Origin of the sequence: Bacterioplanoides sp. (assembly GCF_965219715.1) — a bacterium.
Lineage (GTDB): Bacteria > Pseudomonadota > Gammaproteobacteria > Pseudomonadales > Oceanobacteraceae > Bacterioplanoides.
Window position 1 is genome coordinate 1 of the sequence record NZ_OZ244785.1, and the last position, 14,753, is coordinate 14,753.

At 47.3% G+C, this 14,753-nt stretch carries 13 protein-coding genes; 7 read left to right on the forward strand and 6 right to left on the reverse strand.

Annotated features, from left to right (window positions below; all coding sequences use genetic code 11):
- Positions 1-66 precede the first annotated feature (66 nt).
- Complete coding sequence (locus ACOQOZ_RS00535) at positions 67-642, reverse strand: YecA family protein (protein ID WP_420590333.1); 576 nt, start codon at positions 640-642, stop codon at positions 67-69.
- Positions 643-680: 38 nt separating this feature from the next.
- On the opposite strand from ACOQOZ_RS00535, the gene ACOQOZ_RS00540 reads away from it, so the two are divergent.
- Positions 681-1,385 carry a M48 family metallopeptidase gene (locus tag ACOQOZ_RS00540; protein WP_420590334.1) on the forward strand — a complete coding sequence of 235 codons (705 nt, stop codon included), beginning with the start codon at positions 681-683 and terminating at the stop codon, positions 1,383-1,385.
- 153 nt (positions 1,386-1,538) lie between these two features.
- Entirely contained in the window at positions 1,539-2,624 is a 1,086-nt protein-coding gene (locus ACOQOZ_RS00545; RefSeq protein WP_420590335.1) for a cell envelope integrity protein TolA, read from the forward strand.
- Here ACOQOZ_RS00545 and ACOQOZ_RS00550 read toward each other — a convergent pair.
- The 3 genes from ACOQOZ_RS00550 to ACOQOZ_RS00560 all read right to left on the reverse strand — a co-directional run bounded on the left by ACOQOZ_RS00550 (position 2,596) and on the right by ACOQOZ_RS00560 (position 6,085).
- Positions 2,596-4,137 carry an aldehyde dehydrogenase family protein gene (locus ACOQOZ_RS00550; RefSeq protein ID WP_420590336.1) on the reverse strand — a complete coding sequence of 514 codons (1,542 nt, stop codon included), beginning with the start codon at positions 4,135-4,137 and terminating at the stop codon, positions 2,596-2,598. The genes ACOQOZ_RS00545 and ACOQOZ_RS00550 overlap by 29 nt on opposite strands.
- A 96-nt stretch (positions 4,138-4,233) precedes the next feature.
- A complete protein-coding gene (locus tag ACOQOZ_RS00555; protein ID WP_420590337.1) occupies positions 4,234-5,307 on the reverse strand; it encodes a polysaccharide deacetylase family protein in 1,074 nt (357 codons plus the stop codon).
- 88 nt (positions 5,308-5,395) lie between these two features.
- Positions 5,396-6,085: a DNA-J related domain-containing protein gene (locus ACOQOZ_RS00560; protein WP_420590338.1), complete on the reverse strand. Its 690-nt coding sequence runs from the start codon at positions 6,083-6,085 to the stop codon at positions 5,396-5,398.
- Between the two features lie 108 nt (positions 6,086-6,193).
- Between ACOQOZ_RS00560 and ACOQOZ_RS00565 the strand changes: the two genes are divergently transcribed.
- Positions 6,194-6,484: a DUF6482 family protein gene (locus ACOQOZ_RS00565; protein WP_420590339.1), complete on the forward strand. Its 291-nt coding sequence runs from the start codon at positions 6,194-6,196 to the stop codon at positions 6,482-6,484.
- Between the two features lie 71 nt (positions 6,485-6,555).
- On the opposite strand, the gene ACOQOZ_RS00570 is transcribed toward ACOQOZ_RS00565, so the two are convergent.
- On the reverse strand, positions 6,556-7,662 hold the full coding sequence (locus tag ACOQOZ_RS00570) for a helix-turn-helix transcriptional regulator (protein ID WP_420590340.1): 1,107 nt from the start codon (positions 7,660-7,662) through the stop codon (positions 6,556-6,558).
- Between the two features lie 25 nt (positions 7,663-7,687).
- Positions 7,688-8,650, reverse strand: a complete 963-nt coding sequence (locus ACOQOZ_RS00575; RefSeq protein ID WP_420590341.1) for a helix-turn-helix transcriptional regulator — start codon at positions 8,648-8,650, stop codon at positions 7,688-7,690.
- Between the two features lie 292 nt (positions 8,651-8,942).
- On the opposite strand from ACOQOZ_RS00575, the gene ACOQOZ_RS00580 reads away from it, so the two are divergent.
- From ACOQOZ_RS00580 to ACOQOZ_RS00595, 4 genes are all read left to right on the forward strand, one after another.
- The gene (locus tag ACOQOZ_RS00580) at positions 8,943-9,980 is read left to right on the forward strand and encodes a helix-turn-helix domain-containing protein (RefSeq protein WP_420590342.1); all 1,038 of its coding nucleotides are present in this window, start codon (positions 8,943-8,945) and stop codon (positions 9,978-9,980) included.
- A gap of 106 nt (positions 9,981-10,086) precedes the next feature.
- On the forward strand, positions 10,087-13,101 hold the full coding sequence (locus ACOQOZ_RS00585) for an Ig-like domain-containing protein (RefSeq protein ID WP_420590343.1): 3,015 nt from the start codon (positions 10,087-10,089) through the stop codon (positions 13,099-13,101).
- 155 nt (positions 13,102-13,256) lie between these two features.
- Positions 13,257-13,922 (forward strand): hypothetical protein, encoded by a 666-nt coding sequence (locus ACOQOZ_RS00590; protein ID WP_420590344.1) that lies wholly within the window; start codon positions 13,257-13,259, stop codon positions 13,920-13,922.
- 155 nt (positions 13,923-14,077) lie between these two features.
- Positions 14,078-14,692, forward strand: a complete 615-nt coding sequence (locus tag ACOQOZ_RS00595; RefSeq protein WP_420590345.1) for a hypothetical protein — start codon at positions 14,078-14,080, stop codon at positions 14,690-14,692.
- The last annotated feature ends 61 nt before the right edge of the window (positions 14,693-14,753 follow it).

A 14,753-nucleotide genomic window follows, 5' to 3' on the forward strand; every position in this document is an offset into this window, starting at 1 on the left:
AGCATAAAAAAGCCCCTGGCAGCATGGCTGCCAGGGGCTTTTTTATGAATGATGCGCTTGTCTGGCTTACTTGCTGTGTAGCTGCAGATACACCTGAATCACGGCGGCCGGGATATTGCCACACATCTGATCAGACAGCTCTACATCTTCGTCGATGTCAGCCATTTCTGGTTCATCTGCAAACAGACCGGAGGCGTACATGATCGGGAACAGGCACTCAGCCACTTTTTCTTCGTGCTCGGCGTACCAGTCTTCTTCCTGCAGCATCACTGCCGTCATATAACCGATGGCCCAGCTTTCCAGCGGTGGCTCTTCCTCTTCGTCGTCGACAAGGGTCAGATCAGCCGGCACCGGGAAGTCCTGGCCGGAATCCAACCAGGCCTGAATCTCTTTGCTGAGTTTCAGCATCAGCTCGTTCACCTGAGCTTTTTGTTCTTTGCTGAAGCCCAGTTGCTCGTCAAAGGCACAATCCCACACCTGGCGGATATCAAACTCATTTGGGCCAGACAGCAGGGCGGTGATCAGGCCATGAACGGCAAAAAAGTCAAAACTGTCCTGGCGTTCTGCTTCGGTTTCCAGCAAAACACCCAGGATTTCCAGCTCATCTTCAGTTAAAGCTGGGATACTGTTGAGGTCAGACATACAATACTCCTGAATTTGCAGGCAATCCTAACAGGCTTATGGGCGCGCGGAAATCGTATCAACAACAAATGTGGCTGGATATTGATGGTGAGTCAGTAAAACTACTCATCAGTGCCATGCAACGCAAAAGTATGCGACTGCAAATTAACGAGCAGGGTGAAGTGGATCTGCGTATTCCTCTGGGCTGCGCGAAAAATGATGTACTGGCATTTGTAAAAGCGAATGAAGCCTGGCTGAAACAGCAACGAGCCGGAGCGTTACAGCGCCAGCAGCAGGCACTAGAGAGTTTTTCGATTTTGGGAAAGGAATATCCCATCCAGACCAGCGCATTGGATGAGTTTCTGGTAACCGATAATCAGGTGTGGGTGCCGCAGGGGTGGAACTTCAGCGATGTGCGCGACGCCATGGATAAGTGGCTAAGGCCCCAGGCGCGCGCCTACTTTCAGCAACAAATCGATCATTGGTGGCCGTTTTTCAGCCGTTTTGCTAAACAGCAACCGACACTGAGGGTGAAGAAGATGAAAACCCGCTGGGGCAGTTTGTCCCAGCGTGGTTATATCAACCTTAATCTGGGGTTGATGCAATTGCCACCTGAGCTGATTGAGCTGGTGGTGGTACATGAACTTTGTCATTTAAAACACTTCGATCATGGCCCGGGATTTAAAGCATTAATGAGTGACGCGCTGCCGGACTGGCGTCAGCGCGAAAAGACTCTGCAGCAGGCGTCGGCGAAAGTTCTTTAGCTGAAATTCTTATTCATCTTTAGAGTTACTCGTCATACATCTGTCTTGAAAAAATCACGCTATTGATATGAATCCAAAATGACATTTAAATATGGCCAACGCTTACTGGTCATTGCTGGCCTTTTTGTGATTAACAGGGAATTTTAAAAAACAATGAAAGTATATAAATCACTGGCGATATTGCTTCTTATCTTAACGTCGGCCTGCAGTAGTCTTTCTGGCAAAAGTACTCCTGACCTGACTGATAATGACTCCATTGACAGCTTCTCAGATCGATTAATAACGGTCAGCTCGGGGTCTAAGAACAAGCTCTGGGAAGGTAACATTGTGGGAGCTTATTATTTACGCTTACCTGGCTATGGAAGTGATGCTCAAGTTGAAGCGATCAAAAATAAATTTCAGGAGTTATGTCATGCAAATCAAGGAAACGTGTTCGACCTGGACGCTGAATCTCCGGTAGCGACTTATTCCGAATCGGAGCTGATTAATGATTATGATATCTCTGTGAATGACATTAAAGAGTTCGGTAATGAGATTAAGTACCTGAGCAGTTACGAAATGAAAGGGTATAAGAAGCCCGCTTTCGGTGATATGAAAATATCATACATTCCGGGCTTTTTTGCTCAATACTCGCGTGTACATAAGTTAATTGGATCGGGGCAGATGGCTCCACGACGACCTTACTGGGAAGATTTGAGCGGCTATTGTGCGAATATAAAGAAGCGCAATGCGAGTTTGATTTTTTCCTGGTCATTTCTGACTAACCAATTGGAATATGATGGTAAGGGAGATCTCTTCATTGCAATAAGAAACCAGGCATCATTACATCAGCGTGAGAAAAAAGATGTTCAGAAATTTTTCTCAGCGAAAAAGCAGGAAAAAATCGATATTGCCCGCTATGAAATCCAACTCAGAGAAGAGAAAAAGGCCGAGTTGAAAAGAGAAAAACAGCTTGCCGAAAAGAAGAGAGTTGAATACGCCAGGCAAGAAAATGAAAGAAAACGCCTGGCCAGAGTAAAAGCAGAGGCTTTAGCTGCTAAACGCAAACGAGCCATTGCTTTCAGAGAACAGCTTCAGGAAGGTGATGAATCTCATTGCGGGCTTGTAGTAGAAGTAAAAAGTAAGGTAGTAATGGTCCAGTCTGTAATTGGACAGGTCTGGATAAAGAGGAACGAGATTTATCCAGACGGTGAAGCTCGCTGTCGTTTCGTTAACGGGCGTTATATTTCCTCGCCTTAGTTCGTTGATTCTGGGAGATCTTTTCCAGTTTTAATCCGGCCATCGCTGCCTTTGTTAAACGCAGTGGACTTTTCTCAAACAGAGCGTTAAAAAATTGAATCACCAACTGGTATTTTTCCTGAGTGTAGGGATACCAGTTGGCTTCTATCTGACTGCTGTTTTTATCAATTAAAACGTGTTTGCTCTGGCTGAAAGCCAATAAACCTTCGACGCCACGGGCGCGTCCTGTACCAGAGTTTTTTCGCCCCCCAAATGACAACCAGGGATTACCTTCCACCATATTAACGTTATTAATGGATACGCCGCCTACCTGTAGTTGACGGGCAATACGTTGTGCCTGGTTGATGTCGGCACTGAATACACTGGCCTGAAGGCCAAATTCATTATTATTAGCCAGTTCTATGACTTGTTGTTCAGTATCGAAAGGAATAACAGGGAGCAGCGGCCCGAACGTTTCTTGGCTGATACACTTCATCTGATCCGAAACGTCGGTTAATACCGTTGGTTGTAGCATGAGTTTTTCAGCATCAACTATGTCACCACCACAAACTAGCGTTGCGCCTTTATTGACGGCGTCTTCGATATGATCGCGGATAATGTCGAACTGAAAATCGACGGTGACCCGACTTAAATCAGTATCACCGTTTTTATCTTGTTCTTTCTGAATAAGCTGTTGGGTCTGGTGTTTAATTTCAGCCAGCAATTTCTTATAAATACCGGATTGAACGTATAAACGCTCCACCGCAGAACAAGACTGACCGTTGTGAGTATTCGCACCCCATACTGCCGCAGCAGCGGCACGTTTTATATCGGCACTGTCCATTACAATCATCGGGTCTTTGCCACCCAGTTCCAGATCCACCGGAACCAGATAATCAGCCGCCTGGCGTGAAATGGCTTTGCCTGTGCGGGTTGAACCGGTAAAAAAGATTTTATCCGGTCGCTGATCAATTAAATCGGCACCTAATTGTCCGTTTCCATAAGCAATAACAACGGATTCTTGCAGCAATGAATCAACAGCCAGCACGCGTTCGTAAATGCCTCGCATCGGCGTAATTTCAGACGGCTTGTATAACACTGCGTTGGCACAGGCGAAGGCGGTAAAAATCTGGGTAATTCCGATATGAAACGGGTAATTCCAGGGGGCAATAATTAATACGGTGCCAAGTGGTTGATGCCAGATACGCGATTGTTTTCCCAGCAGTGTAATGGGGGTGGGTACTTTCTTATCGTTGAGGAATTTTTCGGCGTGGTCCTGTAGCCATTTCAGCCAGTCCAGAACACCAATGATTTCGATATTGGCGTCGGTTTTGGTTTTGCCACACTCATCAACCAGGCTGGCGACAATCTCTTCACGCAGCGCCAGGATATTCTGCTGTACCTGAGCCAGAATCTTCAGTCGTTGCTTCAGACTGGATGCGGCCAGTTGTTTTTCCGCCTGGCGGGCTCGTGACATTAGTGAAGTAGCATGGTTTTCATCACTGGTGGCAGCGGAAAGAGCAGAAATGGACATGGTGATACCTATTGTTCTTTTTAGAACCAATGTACCACTATGTTTTGATGGCGAACAGTACAAGATTTGTACTATCCGCAACCATGAAGCGCGTAATCAGCGTTTTTTAACGTCGGTGTTAATCCACACCTGGGAATACCAGTAATAAAAGCCTTTGTGCTTTTTACTGGCGGCGGTGCAGTTGTAACGACCGCGGCCGGCCGTTATCGGCTTTTCAGCCTGGGTGACGATACTGATGTGCTGATCTTTTTTATTTGTTTCCGGATTTAAAATCTTTTTGGCTTTAGCTTCGGTTTTAATTGCACCTTCGCCGCTGGCAAAACACTGAATCTGAGATCGATATAAATCGTTGGAAACAAAACTCAGGGTTAATTCCGGAGGATTGTTTTCCGCCAGGATCGGATCAATCAGTTGCTCGGGAGGAATCGGAAATGCCAGTGTTTTTAACTTGGTTTTTAATGTTTTTGGATTGGCGTAAATGCCAGCCGCCGGAAAGCGTGGTAACGCCTGGAAATGTGAGTGTTTACCAACTGGTCCTGATTGCTGACCAAATGCGATATAGCCTTTTACTTTTAACCAATTGGCAATATCAGAATCAAATTCACCATAAGGGTAGGCCAGCATTTTATGGCTAACGCCCAGCTTTTTTTGGATTCGCTGTTCCGGCCCGGTAACTTCTTTGGTTAACCATTGATCCAGAGACAGATCCGCCGGTTTTTCGATTAAATACGGATGGCTGTGGGAGTGGTTTGCCATGGTGCCACCGTGCTCTTGCATCTCGGCTAATTGCTCCCAGCTGGCGACTTTTTTGTGCTTTTCATCCACCGCCTGAGTGTTTACAAAAATGGTAAACGGCCAGTTGCGCTGTTTCATCAGTGGAAATGCATTCAGGTAAATCGACTCCCAGGCGTCATCAAAGGTAATAGCGACGGCTTTATGCGGTAACTCCCCGCCATTCTGTAGTGTTTGCAAAGCAGATTTCAGGTCGACCACCTGCATGCCTTCACTTTCCAGCAACTGCATATGTTGTTCGAATTTTTCTGGCGAAATACTGGTTACCGGCGGGGTAGTGGCATCAATATGATGATATTGAAGAATCACCAGTGCCTGAGATAAAGGAGCAAACAGCAGGGAAAATAAAAGTAAGCCAAGGTGATGGGAAAAGCGCATAACTCTCTCTGTTAGTATTTGTTCTGAGGCGAATAATAACAGAAGAAAAATGATTTCGTTTTTCTGTTGTCGGTTGGCCAGTCAAAGGTTAATGATAAAACGGAGCTTGTTTTAACCGCTGGAATGCGGCGTTGATCTGGCGGAACTTCAGGCTATCACCACCCCGATCCGGGTGATGCTTCATGGCCAGGCGCCGATATTGCTGGCGTATTTCGCGCGCGGAAACTGGTGGTTTCAATTCCAGAGTCGCGAGATCTTCATCTTGGTGGCTGCTGTAATCCGGGCGTGCCATTTTTTTCCAGAACTGCTCCATTAACAGCTCAACCTCTTCGCGGCTGGTCGACAGGTTGGTAAGGTCGAGGTAGTACGCCTGCAGCGGGTCAGCATTATCCAGCTCAAGTGAATCGCTGGTTGTTGCTGAGTGCTGATCAGGTTGCCGCTGGTGTGAAGAGCCAGGTAAAAACTGGATATGTAATGCCGAAATTAATAATTCCCCAGCTTCTTCGCTTCGCCATTGATTTCTCAATTGATAAAGCGCATGCATGATGAAGAAATTGCAGCGGAACAGCAGTAAGGAATCTTTCAGGGCATCTTCATTAAAAATAGCCTGTTCAGGTTGTTGTAACCATTTGATCAGTTCGTAAAGCGAGCTGCGCTTACCATCGGACAAATAGCTGGCCAGCAGCTGACGAACAACATCCAGGTCGCCCAGTGCCTGCTGTTGCTCCTGATTCGCTGTTGGGTTGTTCTGATCATCAGTGGGTTCAAATGATTTCATAGCTTGACTGTAACAGAGTGATTCGATTCCGGGTTAGCAAATCTTTACTGGTGGGGAAAATGGCTTTGGCGCAATCTGTACAAGTAATGTACAGCTTTGGAGTCTGTTATGACGTTGAAAGAGTTAAAGCGTTGCGCCCATTATTCCCGTCCTGAAGTCCATGTGCTGGCGAATGAGGGTGACTTATATCTGGTCCAGATTTTTCACGACGGTATGCAAAGTTTGTTGACCGAAAATGATCAGCCAAAGCGCTTTCGAAGTTTGTCTGAGTGCTCCCATCAACTCGCGATGTTAGGTGTGCATCACGGCTATATGATTCAGAGTATGCCGTACGATGAAATGGTCAACAGTACCGACTCGGTAGCCCACAGCGAACGACAGCGGATGCATTTCCACTGAGTGTGGGAACGTTCGACTCATATATCAATTTTCCTATTGCTGTTCCTGAATCCAGGCCCGCTTCAGTTCGGTCAGTCCGGATCGGGAACACCTTTCCAGGTATGGCTGACCAGCTCAATGAGCTCGGACTGGTTGGCCACGTTCAGCTCACGGTAACAACTGGATAACTGGTTGCGCACGGTATTCACCGAAATATTCATGTCCTGAGCGATATCGGCCAGATTGTGCCCTTTAGTCAGCAGCATGGCTGCCTGGGCTTGTCGGCGGGTGATACCCAGCTGATTTTCTATGTCCTGTTCATCGGCAATGACTTTCTGTCCAACTAGTATGACCCGGCGCTGGTTGTGCTGGGTAAACGGAATTAACCAAAAGGTTTCAGTCTGCTGGTCGACGGTGAGGAAAACCGGCTCACGTTGAATCGCGTGTTGCAATAAGTGATCGCTGTGGGTGAGTAGTTGGATACGTTTTTCCAGCTGTGTGTGTTGATGATGTACTTTCAGGCGCAGTTGGTTATTGCTGAGGCTGAACGCCTTATTGTCCGCCAGCTGTTGTTGGCCATAGTGGTTGCTGTAATACAGCACCATGTTGCGGTCCAGCACCCAAACCGGACGGTTAATTGAATCCAGTGGCAGACTGCTGCTTATCTCCTGTTGTTGATCGCTGAAAATGCCGTGTAAACGGACCCATTGCTCAAAGTGGCCGTGGAGCAGGTTTAAGGTTTGCTCCTCTGCAATTGTAAAAGGCGTGTGATCGCAGTGACGCTGGAATGCCAGTTTCAGTATGTGTTGCTGGTCGATCTGAAAGCCGCTGCCCATGGCGTAACGAACGCCCCAATGCCTGCCCCAATCCTGATAAAACTCGCTGCGACAATAGTCTTTGTCGCTTACCAGTCGTTCCGAACATTGGAAGGGGGTATTAATCATGCCGCGATTGATGATGGTTTGGGTCCACGGATCGCGGCTGACGAAATAGTCCGAGTAACTGTTAATCGACGTTGGGTCGTAATTCACCAGGTGCATCTGGTCCAGACTGTGGTTATGTATTCCTTCCACCTGAAATGAGCTGTACGGTGCATCCACCAGAGTGCGCAGATCATCCATGATGGTGGGGATGTCTTCCGGTGTGAGTACGGCCTGATAGATACGGTCGATGTAGTCAGAAATGTGTGTCTGATTCATGTTCATTGTAATTAACCCGGTAATGTTAAATCAGACGCGGTGCCAGGCAGGCGGTTAGCTGCCCCTGCTTGTTGATGCCAAGGGCGGCATACATTTTTTTGATGTAGGAATAAACGGTGTTAATGCTGTAGCCGGTATGATCTGCCACCGACTCGGCGCTTTTGCCGCTGGCAAACAACATCATTACCCTGGCTTCTGAACTGCTGACAGCAAAAGCCTGGGTCAGCCATTCCGGTGTGGTTTGGTTATCCAGTTGAACAAGAACGAGCGAAGCGATGACATCCTCTCTGTGTTCTGTTGCCATGGTCAGAGACAGTGCCTGATTGGCTGGCCGCGAATCGGATGGCCGTTTATCAGGTGGCATGGGAAAGATCAGGGTTGCCAACCAACGCTGTTCGTTTACGGTCATCACCTTGTGGCGAATCGGGTGTGTTGTTGGCAGTTTGCCGGGCTGAATAGCAGCTAACCAGTGCTTAACGCTGTCGAGCAGTTTTGGTTGATAAACGCTGAATGCTGGTCTGCTCTGATTGTCCGGCTCGGTTAACTTGCCATTACGACTGACGGCAAAATATTGGTAACCCAGTTGGTTCAGAGTGGTATCGGTCAATGCCTTTTGTGCCAGATTACGACAATGTTTGCTGGCAATCCGGATCTGGCTGGTCAGGACGGGAAGCGAATCTGTGATTATTTGTTGCAACTGAAGCGACACTTTGCTGTCCACTTTGGTGTCGAAGTACCACTCGATTGTGACATCACCGATGGTGTGTTTTATGGAATCGGCACTTTTGGCTGACATCTGAGTGGCGGGTACACCGATCTGATATTCGGCTGGGCCGCTGACTATCAGGTCATCAACCGCAATAAAATCGAGTAATTGCAGACGCCAGGACTGCCAATCAGGCCACTGACCTGGCTGAATATTGAATGCTCGCATCAGTTGCTGAAACTGATTGCTGAGCTGCTGGGAAGAATGCAAAGCGTTTGTCATTGTTGCTGTTTTGGTTGTGACATCTGCCAGTCATGCTAAGGAAACCGCCGGATAAAAGAGTCCGTTTCGATCCAGCTGAACGTCCAAACACGGTTTTTTTGGCTGATTTAAACGAACCTGTTGCAGCTTTAGCAGACAATCATGTTTAATTTTTACCAATTGTTTCAGATTTAAGACAACAGGGAGTTTTTCGTTGCAGTGGTTTTATTGGTGCCTGTTGGCAACGTCGGCGTGTTTATGCCTCGTGGTTTTTTCGATTCGCTGCCGTTCGCGCTTGTGGCTGAGTGGTTATATGGCGTTTGTAGTGGGCTACCTCGGCCTTATTTTGCTGGATGCTCAGGATTTCTATATTTCCCCTAGGTTATATTTTTGTTTCCTGCCCATTGTGTTTTTGCCTGGCCCATTGCTGTTGGGTTACATCAGTCATATATCGACCCGTAATTATGTTGGCACGAAGGATTTCGTGTTGTGTTTATTGCCCCTGATGATTGTGTTGGCGGCGGGTAATCAGGTCAGTGATGTCGGCTTGTGGCAACCGGCCACTCAGCTCGATTACCAACAAGACAGTTACATCAGTTTGTTCAGCCTGATCACTATGATGGCCGGGTTACAAACCAGTGCCTATGTGTTTGCCTCGTTCCGTTTGATGATGCGTTTGCGTTCTGATTGGGCAAGCTACCAGAGTAAGACGTTACCCAGATCGTGGTTTCGTATGATGCTGGCTATTCTCGTTATTCTGATCACCACCATTACTCAGGTTGCCAGTGCGTTTCTGAATCCGTCGGGTAATGACCTGTCACTCGGCGATATCGGATTTATTGTACTGGTGCTGTTTTTTACCTGGATGTCTGTGGAAACGGCATGGCGTAACTTTAAAGGTTACGAATTGGAAGAGGCGCCAATTTTACAGACAACCGAGGTGGTGGCTCAGGAGCCGGAAGATTTGGAGGTTAAGCCGGATGATGCCAAAGACGATTCTGCTGCTGACCCCGATCCTTTGGCTCAACAGGTTCGTAACCGGGTTGAGCAGGAACAATTGTATCTCAACGATGACCTGTCGCTAGCCAGTCTTGCTAACCAGCTGGGCATGACCACGCATAAGTTATCGGAATTGATTAATCAGCAATTCAACCTGTCGTTCTATGAGTTCATTAACGATTTCCGGGTGCATTATGCGGCCGCGCGAATGCTGGAGATGCCAGCGCTATCGGTAACGGATATTTATATCGAGGCAGGTTTTACCAGCAAATCCACCTTCTACGGTTACTTTAAAAAGGCCTATGGCTGTACGCCCAGTGAGTACCGAAAAAATAATAAAACACTCAACTGAGACCCAGTTCCTCCTCTGATCAGATAGCCCTAAATTGCACTATTGTTGGTTTTTTATCTGCCTATAGCCTGTCGGGAAATTTTCCTTATCTCGACAGGAGCGGATAATGACTTTTCTGATACGAATAAAGCTGGTGACACTGATGTCGCTGTTGCTGATAGCCTGTGGTGGCAGTGGCTCATCGGGTGGTAATGATTCTTCCGGTGGTTCCGGAGGCAATGGTGGTGACGGCGGTAGTGGTAACACGCTGCTGGATCCGAAGCTGGCGCTGAGCAATCAGGTTGTGCTGACGGATGGCAAGTTACAGCTGAAAGTGGGTGATGAGCTGGCTTTACCGGTTACAACCGATTCCGATGCTACTGTCAGTTATTCCAGCAGTGATGAATCGGTAGTAAAAATCGGCGAAGGTGGCGGAGCATTAACAGTTGGTAGTGCAACCATCACCATTCGTGTCGCAGCAACCGCCAAATACAATGCCGCGTCTTTGTCGGTTGATGTGGTGGTGTCCAAGCGTCCGCAGCCGTTAACACTGCAGGATGGTGTCAGTAAGGTGTTTGACCTGACCAATAACAACCTGTCGATGCGTGTGTTTGGCAATCGTGGTAACGACAGTTTCACCGTGACCAGCAGTGATGAATCGGTCATTCGTATTGTTCAGCAGAGTTCTCAGTCTTTTAACTTTATGACGGCAGGAGCGGGCAGCGCCACGGTTTCGGTTGTTGCGGCTGGCAGCGACACTTATGAGCAGGGGCAGATTGATATCGTATTAAAGGTTCGTGCTGAACAGCAGGTTTCTTTTGCAGAATCCAGCGCCGTGACTCTGGTGAAAAACAGCACCATCAGTCGGCCTTTGCAGGTTCAGGGCATTGGTCAGGTGAGCTACGCCAGCAGCAATAGCGAAGTTGCGCAGGTGACCAATAATGGCTCTGTGGTTGGCGTGAGATTTGGTAGTGCAACCATAACTGCTTCGGTTGCAGCCGATGACAACTATTCTGCTGCGCAATCGAGTTACACCGTTAATGTTGTTGATGGTTCGATGGAGGTAATTGCTGAAGTAGGACAAAGCGGTAGCCGTTTATCCATTAAGAGCAGCCAGTATCCTTTAAATTGGACGGTTTCAGATTTGTCGTGTATCGGAATTTGCGTCAATCCGCAAAACGGGACCCTTACCGCAGATGGCAATGTAGACCAAACCGTAACAACACTGGCAAATCCTTCGCGATTACGTTTATCGACCAGCCTTCTGGAAACCGCCGATCTGACGCTAGGGTTTGGCCCACGCCCACAAATTCGTGGTGCTGCGCATATTGAATTTGGTGGTTATTGGTGGATCTTCGGTGGTCAGCCAGCCAACTCTAACCTGGCAACCAATGGTATCTGGAGAAGTAAAGACGGCATTTTGTGGGAAGGGCTACGAACTGCGTCACCATTTACCGCTCGTCGTCTCCACGATGTCGCGGAGCATAATGGAGAACTTTGGATTGCTGGTGGCTTATACCGTGAGAATACTCTGACTCAGGAAGCGTTTGTTGATACCGTCTGGAAAAGCAGTGATGGTATTAACTGGACGCAGGTTGCAGCCAATCTGCCGGTTACGGATCGCAGCTACCGCATGCACCGTACTTTAATCACAAGCTATAACAACAAGCTGCAAGTATTTGCTGGTGGCTTATCGATTTATAACATCAGCGGCTTATATTCCACGACCGATGGCACAGACTGGGATAAGGTCACGGGTTTTAGTAGCCGTAACTCCCTTTATGGTGACTCGCAATTATCAAAGCTGACGGGTCGTTTGGTTATCACGAATCCAACAGGTGATGTTTACTATTCAACTGATGCACAAAGCTGGACTGCAGCGCGAGTCAGTACGATCGATGCCAACCAGATTGGTGGTCACAAGGCACTGGCTTTTGATGGGCGAGTGTGGGTAATCGGTAGTAAAAATAGTATTTATTCTTCTGCTGACGGAAATAGCTGGGAAAAGGAAACGGATACTGCTGGTTATTCCACCCGACAAAGCTTTGACTTTGCTATGGCATTCAAAAACCGCTTCTGGATTGGCGGTGGTCGCAGCCGGGATCTGATTAATGTTCCTAAACATAAGATCGTTGATACTTCACTGGATACCTGGGTATCGAATGATTTAACCAACTGGACAAGGGAAGAAAGTGAAGGGGAGTTCCCAGGTCTGCAAAGTCACGAGATGGTCAGCTTTAACAATCGCTTATGGATTATCGGTGGCGCCAGTAACGAGAATAATGCTGCCTCTAATGAAGTGTGGGTGAGTGATGACGGTATTCATTGGCAGCCGAATCGACCTGCTGATGACAGTAAACTGTTACCACAATCGCTGGGTAAAGCGTCAGTTGCCGAGCTAAATGGTGCGTTATGGATGTATTTTGTTTCTTATACCGATAAAAAATCATATATCGCCAAAGGAGAGTTGGTTAATGGCACACTCGAGTGGAGTCGTCATGAGGTAGCTGATATTCCGGCTCGCAGAGACCAGCAGTTAGTGAGCTTCAAAGATCAGTTGTGGGTGATTGGCGGTCGCCAGTATGAAAGTCCGTTTGCTGGATTAGAGGATGTCTGGTCGAGCAGCGATGGCACCAGCTGGACACAGGCTACGGCAGATTTTGGTTTCGGTGAGGCTATCTATCATCTGCGCGCTGTGGCAAATAGTGAGCGCCTTGTGGTAACGGGCTCAACTAACTCAGGCAGTCGCGGTAACCTGCAAATACGCTATACCAGTGATGGTAGCCAATGGTTCACCGTGTCTACTAAGGATGCCAATAACAATGGCAATATCGAGCTTGAAAGTGGTTATGACATCACACTTGACGGTTCAGCACTGGCAATTCTGACCAGTAACAGCGGTGCCAGTTACTTCACCAGCATCAGTGGCTTAAACCCAATGCAAACGGCAACAAAGGTAACGTTAGAACATCCTCCGCGCTCAGGAATGGCGGTTCATCACTTTAACAACCGCATCTGGTTAACGGGTGGCGATGATCGTTTTGACCATTCTTATTCAAGCAAAAGCATTTGGGTGTCGGATGATGGTGAGAACTGGAAGCGGGTTGGTAAACGTCGTGCGCTTTTAAGAATCGCCGAGTAACTGACAACTTCCCGAAAATAAAAAGGCGCCCCTTATAAAAAAAGTGGCGCCTTTTACTTATAAATTCCCCCATATTGGGGTTGGTGAACTTATTCCGCTTTATATAGTGGTCCTGAATCATTCGGTCACTACACCTGTCTACTGGAATCCTTCTCTTGAAAACCATTTTTTTAATTCTGACGCTTTTTGTTAGCGGCTGTGCACTTGCACAATTGCCTGGTACCGGAAACCTGTATATTGCCATTGTTAACCAAACGACAAACAAACACATGCTCTACAGTGGCCAAACAGCAGGCGTAAAAATTTTGCGCAACAGCCAGACTCTCGATACTCAGGATGTTGCTGAATTTATCTGGTATCTGGACGGAACTGAAATTAAACGTGGACCGCTGGACCAACTTAAATTATCGGATGCCTATATCGGACAACGATTATCGGTTGGGGTTGTTCTGGCTAATCAGTTGCATAAAAAGGAGTTCCGATCTCACCGTGAACTGATTCATCGAAACTCACCTCCCAGGATTCTGCTGGGTATTCGGGCAAGTGTGAATGGAAATTACAGTCATTTAACGAATCTGACGGTTGGCGATAAAATAACGGTGGATTTCGACTACTTCGATTACGAAGGTGATAAGCAGGGAATAGATAATATTATCTTCAGAACGGATACTAAAATTCTGCAACAGGGCAGCAGTCGAGAATATTCTGTGCAACCTGAATATATGGGGCTGCGATTATGGGTTGAAGTTACCCCGGTTGCAGAGACCGGGGTGAAGTCTGGCAGAAATTACAAGTACCAGATATCGCAGCAAGACCGTTAGTTGCTGCTTATCTGCCGTATTTAGTACAGCTGTAGGGTTGTCGGAAGATATAAAGTTTATATGGTTCCCGGTGAATGATAACCGGGACCATCACAATGAAGACTGCTGTCGCTTTTCTATTGGTATTTTCCTTATTTTTGTTAACGCAAAGGACGATGGCCAAAGATGCAACTTTGATTATTGATTTGATCAACCAAACAACCAATAAACTACAGATTTTTTCCGGCCAGGTTGCAAAGGTAAATATTATTATTGGTGAAAAGAACGCAGATCAGTTCGATAGCGCCATATATATCTGGTACCTGAATGGCCTGGAGGTATCTCGTGGATCTTCTGATACTTTCCGCTTGCTGCCTCAGCATGCCGGGCAGCGAATTTCAGCGGGCGTCATTCTCGCCGGTAATAAAATTCAGGAGAAAAGAGTCTATCGATCGTATAGTGAAATGGTCTATGACAACACTGCGCCAGTAGTATTAATGGGGTTACAAAGCAGTGTTAATGGCAGTTCCAGTTCCTATATGCCAATAGAGCCGGGTGATATTCTGAATGTAAGCTTTCGCTACCATGATCAGGAGAATGACCCACAAGCGCCTGCCGAGTACGTATTCCGTACGAATAAAAAAGTACTTCAGGCCGGAGCTCATCGTGAATATCGGGTAAAAAAGGACGATCTTGCTGACAGGCTATGGGTTGAAGTGACTCCCAGAGCTAAGACGGGTGTTACTCGTGGTAGTACTTATCGGTACTACTTTAAACATGGCGAACGATGATATCGCCCGGTGGCTGTAGGGTAACAACAGGAAGAATTTTAAGTACAACGAGTTGCCGTTG

Bases quoted from the DNA above. Each gene is read 5' to 3' on its own strand.
- ACOQOZ_RS00570 (WP_420590340.1), bottom strand. From the start codon at position 7,662: ATGAATCAGACACACATTTCTGACTACATCGACCGTATCTATCAGGCC.
- ACOQOZ_RS00535 (WP_420590333.1), bottom strand. From the start codon at position 642: ATGTCTGACCTCAACAGTATCCCAGCTTTAACTGAAGATGAGCTGGAA.
- ACOQOZ_RS00555 (WP_420590337.1), bottom strand. From the start codon at position 5,307: ATGCGCTTTTCCCATCACCTTGGCTTACTTTTATTTTCCCTGCTGTTT.
- ACOQOZ_RS00595 (WP_420590345.1), top strand. From the start codon at position 14,078: ATGGCCAAAGATGCAACTTTGATTATTGATTTGATCAACCAAACAACC.
- ACOQOZ_RS00585 (WP_420590343.1), top strand. From the start codon at position 10,087: ATGACTTTTCTGATACGAATAAAGCTGGTGACACTGATGTCGCTGTTG.
- ACOQOZ_RS00580 (WP_420590342.1), top strand. From the start codon at position 8,943: ATGGCGTTTGTAGTGGGCTACCTCGGCCTTATTTTGCTGGATGCTCAG.
- ACOQOZ_RS00540 (WP_420590334.1), top strand. From the start codon at position 681: ATGGGCGCGCGGAAATCGTATCAACAACAAATGTGGCTGGATATTGAT.
- ACOQOZ_RS00575 (WP_420590341.1), bottom strand. From the start codon at position 8,650: ATGACAAACGCTTTGCATTCTTCCCAGCAGCTCAGCAATCAGTTTCAG.
- ACOQOZ_RS00545 (WP_420590335.1), top strand. From the start codon at position 1,539: ATGAAAGTATATAAATCACTGGCGATATTGCTTCTTATCTTAACGTCG.
- ACOQOZ_RS00560 (WP_420590338.1), bottom strand. From the start codon at position 6,085: ATGAAATCATTTGAACCCACTGATGATCAGAACAACCCAACAGCGAAT.
- ACOQOZ_RS00565 (WP_420590339.1), top strand. From the start codon at position 6,194: ATGACGTTGAAAGAGTTAAAGCGTTGCGCCCATTATTCCCGTCCTGAA.
- ACOQOZ_RS00550 (WP_420590336.1), bottom strand. From the start codon at position 4,137: ATGTCCATTTCTGCTCTTTCCGCTGCCACCAGTGATGAAAACCATGCT.